This window comes from Streptomyces hainanensis (assembly GCF_004348415.1).
In the GTDB taxonomy this organism is placed as follows: domain Bacteria; phylum Actinomycetota; class Actinomycetes; order Streptomycetales; family Streptomycetaceae; genus Streptomyces; species Streptomyces hainanensis.
This window is the reverse complement of sequence record NZ_SMKI01000947.1, coordinates 1-407: the sequence shown is the minus strand read 5'-3', so window position 1 is coordinate 407 and position 407 is coordinate 1. Positions and strand designations below refer to the sequence as shown.

At 74.4% G+C, this 407-nt stretch carries 1 protein-coding gene; it reads left to right on the top strand.

The features are described from left to right. On the top strand, positions 1 to 385 hold a 385-nt coding region (locus E1283_RS36910; RefSeq protein ID WP_132822468.1), incomplete at its 5' end, for a peptidoglycan-binding domain-containing protein. Positions 386 to 407 lie beyond the last annotated feature (22 nt).

Below are 407 nucleotides of genomic sequence, written 5' to 3'. Positions count from 1 at the left end.
CCCGGACCCCGACCCGACCAACCCCACCGAGCCGAGCGACCCCGGCACCGGCGGGCCGCCCACCGAGGACCCCGAGGACCCCGACGACCCGCCGACCGGGGAGCCCCCGGACCCGGACGATCCGGGCGATCCCGGTGGTCCGGGCGAGGAGGAACCGCCCCCGGTACTCCAGATGGGGGACTCGGGCCCCGAGGTCGTCAAGCTCCAGCAGCGGCTGCTCCAGCTGAACTGGGTCTACGTGGGCGAGGCGCACGGCGTCTACGACCAGGCGACCAAGGACGCGGTGGAGCGTTTCCAGAGTGCCTACGGGGTCCAGGAGGACTCGCCCGGCGTCTACGGCGCCGCCACCCGCAAGATGCTCGAGGCGCACACCACCGAGCCGTAGCGGAACGCGAACGGGCGGGGGC